At 35.3% G+C, this 5,327-nt stretch carries 6 protein-coding genes; all 6 read left to right on the top strand.

Annotated features, from left to right (window positions below):
• The first annotated feature begins 67 nt into the window (after positions 1 to 67).
• Complete coding sequence (gene lgt / locus AC3AX0_RS06585) at positions 68 to 814, top strand: prolipoprotein diacylglyceryl transferase (protein WP_487549511.1); 747 nt, start codon at positions 68 to 70, stop codon at positions 812 to 814.
• A 124-nt stretch (positions 815 to 938) separates the two neighbouring features.
• Positions 939 to 1,376, top strand: coding sequence for a division/cell wall cluster transcriptional repressor MraZ (gene mraZ / locus AC3AX0_RS06580; RefSeq protein ID WP_487549510.1), 438 nt, complete (start codon positions 939 to 941; stop codon positions 1,374 to 1,376).
• Positions 1,377 to 1,385: 9 nt separating this feature from the next.
• Positions 1,386 to 2,315: a 16S rRNA (cytosine(1402)-N(4))-methyltransferase RsmH gene (gene rsmH, locus AC3AX0_RS06575; RefSeq protein ID WP_487549509.1), complete on the top strand. Its 930-nt coding sequence runs from the start codon at positions 1,386 to 1,388 to the stop codon at positions 2,313 to 2,315.
• Positions 2,316 to 2,324: 9 nt separating this feature from the next.
• Positions 2,325 to 2,822, top strand: coding sequence for an FtsB/FtsL family cell division protein (locus AC3AX0_RS06570; protein WP_487549508.1), 498 nt, complete (start codon positions 2,325 to 2,327; stop codon positions 2,820 to 2,822).
• An 81-nt stretch (positions 2,823 to 2,903) separates the two neighbouring features.
• Positions 2,904 to 4,949 carry a penicillin-binding transpeptidase domain-containing protein gene (locus tag AC3AX0_RS06565; protein ID WP_487549507.1) on the top strand — a complete coding sequence of 682 codons (2,046 nt, stop codon included), beginning with the start codon at positions 2,904 to 2,906 and terminating at the stop codon, positions 4,947 to 4,949.
• A 112-nt stretch (positions 4,950 to 5,061) separates the two neighbouring features.
• On the top strand, positions 5,062 to 5,327 hold a 266-nt coding region (locus tag AC3AX0_RS06560), incomplete at its 3' end, for a Mur ligase domain-containing protein (protein WP_487549506.1).

The raw sequence follows: 5,327 nt of genomic DNA, 5'->3' as shown, positions 1-5,327 counted from the left end.
CTTAATGGTCTGAGGATTTTAGTTTGACTACAGCATTAAAAATATATATAATAGAATATTGTTGGAGGTGATTCAAATAAATCCAGTAGCTTTTGAATTATTCGGAATAGAAATAATGTGGTACGGAATACTTATCGCATTGGGGGTTTTGATTGGAACATTGCTGGCTATGAGGGAAAGCAGAAGGATAGGTTTTAGAGAAGAAGATCTTATAGACCTTTTGATATTTGCAATACCAAGTGCCATTATAGGGGCAAGGCTCTATTATGTAATATTCAACTTTGATTATTATAATGGAAATATCATGGAAATGATAAACATAAGAGGCGGCGGTCTGGCCATACATGGTGGATTGATAGCTGCAGTCCTGGTAAGCGGAATATTTTGCAAAGTTAGAAAGGTGAAATTCTGGCAGATAGCAGATATTACGGCTCCAAGCATTGTACTGGCACAGGCTGTAGGGCGATGGGGTAATTTCATAAATCAAGAAGCCTATGGAGTGGAAACTGATTTACCTTGGGGAATAGCCATAGGGGGAAAGATTGTACATCCTACTTTCCTATATGAATCGTTGTGGAATGTACTTATATTCATATTCCTGGTATGGTACAGGAAAAAAAGAAGGAAAAATGATGGTGAAGTATTTGCACTTTATATAATACTTTATTCTGTAGGAAGATTTTTCATTGAAGGCTTGAGAATTGACAGCTTGTATTTTGGTACTTTCAGAGTAGCTCAATTGCTCAGTGCATCCCTGGTTCTATTAGGAACTATCATATATATTTTCTTAAGAAGAAGACCAAAAAATAGTTAAATATTTAAAAGAACTTTTTACTAACGTGAAAAGTTCTTTTTTTTCGTTTTTTTTGATTTTTAACAAAATAGTGGTATAAAAAACCCACATTGTGGTATAATATACCCATAAGGTGGTGATAAAAGTGTTTACCGGTGAATACTTTCATACATTTGACAGTAAAGGCAGGGTTATTATACCTGCAAAATTCAGGGAAGAATTAGGAGAAAGTTTCTTTTTAGGCAAGGGTTTTGACAATTGTCTTTTTGTATATCCTAATTCCGAATGGGAAGTTTTTCTTGATGAACTAAAAAAACTGTCGGTGTTGAGCAATGAACAGAGGAAATTCACTAGAAAACTGTTGTCTGGTTTTATAGAGTGCAGCATGGACAAACAGGGTAGAATACTTTTACCTCCTAATCTAAGAGAATACAGCAGACTTAAGGATGAAGCTGTAGTTATAGGGGTATTGAACCGTATTGAAATCTGGAACAAGAAAGATTGGGATAAATACTCAGATGACGAAAATATGGATTTTGAAGATATGGCAGAAAAAATGACTGAATTAGGGCTTAATATATAGGAGGGCTACATGGAATTTTCGCATAAACCGGTATTGTTTGACGAATGCATTGAAGGGTTAAAAATTAAAGAAGACGGCATATATGTAGACTGCACACTTGGAGGCGGAGGACATACCTCTGAAATTGCAGTAAGATGTCTAAAGGGAAAGGTTATATCTATAGACCAGGACATTGAAGCTATAAACAATTTCAAGACGAAATATCATGACCTTGACAATGTAATAACGGTTTATGACAATTTCAAAAATATTGGGGATATATTGAAGAGGCTGGACATTGAGAAGATTGATGGCGCCCTCATAGACCTCGGAGTATCTTCGTATCAACTTGACAATCCAGAAAGAGGATTTAGTTATATGAATGATGCACCCTTGGACATGAGAATGGATTCAAGGCAAAATGTCACTGCAAGACATATAGTAAATGGATATACGGAAGAAGAACTTAGAAGAATAATTACAGAATATGGAGAAGAAAAATGGGCTGCCAGGATAGCAAAATTCATAGTTGAAGAAAGAAAAGAATCGTTTGTCGAAACAACTGGACAGCTTGTAACCATAATAAAGAAGGCTGTTCCCAAGGGAGCAAGAAGGGATGGACCCCATCCTGCAAAGAGAACATTCCAGGCTATAAGAATAGAAGTAAACAGGGAACTTGAAATTATTGAAGAAACAATAACATCACTGGTTGATAATCTTGGAAAGAAAGGAAGATTGTGTGTAATCACTTTCCATTCTCTTGAAGACAGAATTATAAAAAACAAGTTTAAATATCTTGAAAAGGATTGTATTTGTCCAGATAGTCATCCAATATGCACATGTGATAAAAAAAAGGAAATAAAAATAATAACACGTAAACCGATAGTACCTACGGAAGAGGAGTTGGAACATAATCCGAGATCCAGAAGTGCAAAGCTTAGAATAGCGGAAAAAATATGAGGTGACAGTATGGCTGCTATAACTGGGAAAAACAAAATAGATTATCAGGATGTGGAAAGGTATTATAGAATAAAAGAAGATGCACTGATAAAATCTAAGAAAAAGAAACATAAAAGAAACAGCAACAACATTATTCAGTTTAAATATTTTATGTTTGCAGCAGTTTTATTCGTATTATCACTTGGAATCATATTTAATTATGCAGCTATTACACAAAGCAAAATGGAAATTAACAATTTAAACAATGAAATTGAATTGCTTGTCAAGCAAAAAGAAGATATACTAATATCATTGGAAAGCATAAAAAATTCAAACATAATCGAAAAAAATGCAATGAATTATCTAGGGATGGATTATGCAAACAGCAATCAGAACAGTTTTATCGCCGTAAAATACAGCGATGCTCTGGATGGTGAGTTTGCCTACGACAGTTTCTATAACGATAGCGCTTCTCTTGATAGAATTATTGAAAAAACTTTTTTGTTGTTTGCTGATGAGGGTATTTAAATGTCAAAACCTAATTTACATATAAAAAAAAGAATCATTTTTCTGATGTTTCTTTTTTTTGCATTTATGGTGGCTTTGATTTTGAGATTAGGCCAATTCCAACTGATTGATGGAGATGTTTACAAGAAAGAAGCTTTTGAACAATGGTCAAGAGATATTTCAATAAACGCAGGTAGAGGGATTATTTACGATAAGAAAGGAAAGAGACTGGCTGTAAGTGTTAAGTCGGATACGGTAGTTTGTTTTCCCAGAGATATTACAAAGTCTATCAACAAGAACAGTCAGGAAGAGACGACTGAGATAATAGAAGAAAAGAATGTAATGTACAAAATTCTGAATATTTTTAAGATAGAAGAAGAAACTGTGAACGATTCCATTGCTGATGTAGAATCGGCTCAGGCTGAAATAGAAAAGGAATACGAAGCAATAGCTCTACAACTGTCAGATATTCTTGAAATGGAAAAGGACAAGGTATATGGACTTATAACAAAGGATGCTGAATATGTAACCATAAAAAGATGGATTACAATAGAACAGGCGGACAAGCTTGAAGAGTTGAATACAACGGGAATAAAAATCATTGAAGATACCAAGCGGGTTTATCCCTATGGAAATTTTGCTTCTTATATTTTAGGATTCACAAATATTGACCAGATAGGTCTCTATGGTATAGAAAAGACATACAATGAATACCTTATGGGTGAGCCTGGAAGAAGGATAGTCAACACGGACAGTAACGGAATAGAGCTTCCCTATGATGGTTTTGAAGAGTATTTCGAGCCTGTAGACGGACTTAATGTAGTTCTTACAATAGATGAAATAATACAGCATTATGCTGAAAATGCAGTTGAAAAGGCATATTACGACAACAGAGCCAAAAGTGCCACTATGCTGATTATGGATCCTGAAACGGGAGATATTTTAGCCATGGCAAGCAAGCCTTCATATGATCCAAATAATCCAAGAGACCCTTTTGATGAAAACATGAAGAATCTTTGGGCAGGCCTTGAAGATGATGAATTGACTGAAAAATGGTATGATTTATGGCGAAATCCTTCAGTCAATGACATATATGAGCCTGGATCCACATTCAAGCTTTTAACTGGAGCTATTGCCCTTGAAGAAAACATGGCCAGTCTTGATACAAAATATTACTGTGATGGATATGTAACAGGAATTGAAAGTGCCACAAAGATTAAATGCTGGAGATATTACAATCCTCACGGTGAGCAGACATTTTCTGAAACTTTTCAAAATTCATGTAACGATGCTTTGGCGGACATGGGTCTTGCCATAGGAAAGGACAGATTCAGGCATTATATTGATGCTCTTGGATTTGGAGAAAAGACAAACATTGAGCTTAACGGTGAAGCCTATGGCCTTGTCAATGACCCTTCAATCATGAAGGATGTCAATACTGTAACTCAATCCTTTGGACAGGGTATTTCAGTCACTCCCATTCAACTTGTAACAGCACTTTCTTCTTTGTGCAACGATGGCTATCTGGTTAAGCCGAGAATCGTAAAGCAGTTGGTTGATAATGATGGAAACATAGTCAAGGAGAATGAAGTAGAGGTTGTTAGAAGGGTTTTTTCTGAAGAAACATGTAACGATATGCTTTATGCCATGGAATCCGTAGTAAGCGAAGGTTCAGGTAGAAATGCATATATTACAGGATATAGTGTTGGGGGAAAAACAGGTACAGCACAAAAGGTTATTAATGGAAAATATTCTGAAAACATGTATGTTACATCTTTCATAGCGGCTGCGCCTACTTATGATCCAAAGGTTGTAGCTCTTATGATTATTGACGAGCCAAAAGATTCCTACTACGGATCTACAATTGCAGCCCCTGTAATAGGTGATGTTTTGGAAGATGTGTTGAAATACATGGATGTTCAACCTGTTTATACGGACGAGGAAAAGGTTAAAATAGAGAAATCCTATGTAAAGGTGCCAAATGTTACGGGTATGAATATTAAGGAGGCCAGCAGCCTTCTTGAAAAACTGGGACTCGAACACAATGTTACTATTAATGTTGATGAAGAGATGACTGTCAAGGAACAGTATCCAAAGGAAGGTATAGAGGTAATGAAAGGTTCTGTAATAACAATTATGCTTAATTGAAATACTCAGGACATTTTGTCCTGAGTATTTCAGATACGATTGAGTAATTAGAGTTGATTTTATACTGCAATAGTATTATTATATTGTAAGATTAGACAATGAGAGGTATAGGATGCTTATTAAAAGGATACTTGAAAAAATCGAATACAGTGATTTTAAAGGCGATGAAAATATAGAAGTAAGGGATATTACCTATGATTCTAGAAAAGCCGGCGAAAACACAATATTTACAGCCATCGAGGGGTTTGAAAGAGATGGACATGAGTATATAAATGATGCATGCAATAATGGATGTAAAGTTGTAGTGTGCCGGGACATATCTAAAGAAAAGAATGACTGTTCATATATAAGAGTGGAAGATACAAGAAAAACCATGTC

Source organism: Dethiosulfatibacter sp. (assembly GCF_983023055.1).
Note: the sequence above shows the minus strand (reverse complement) of the source record. Positions and strands in the feature narration are given on the sequence as shown.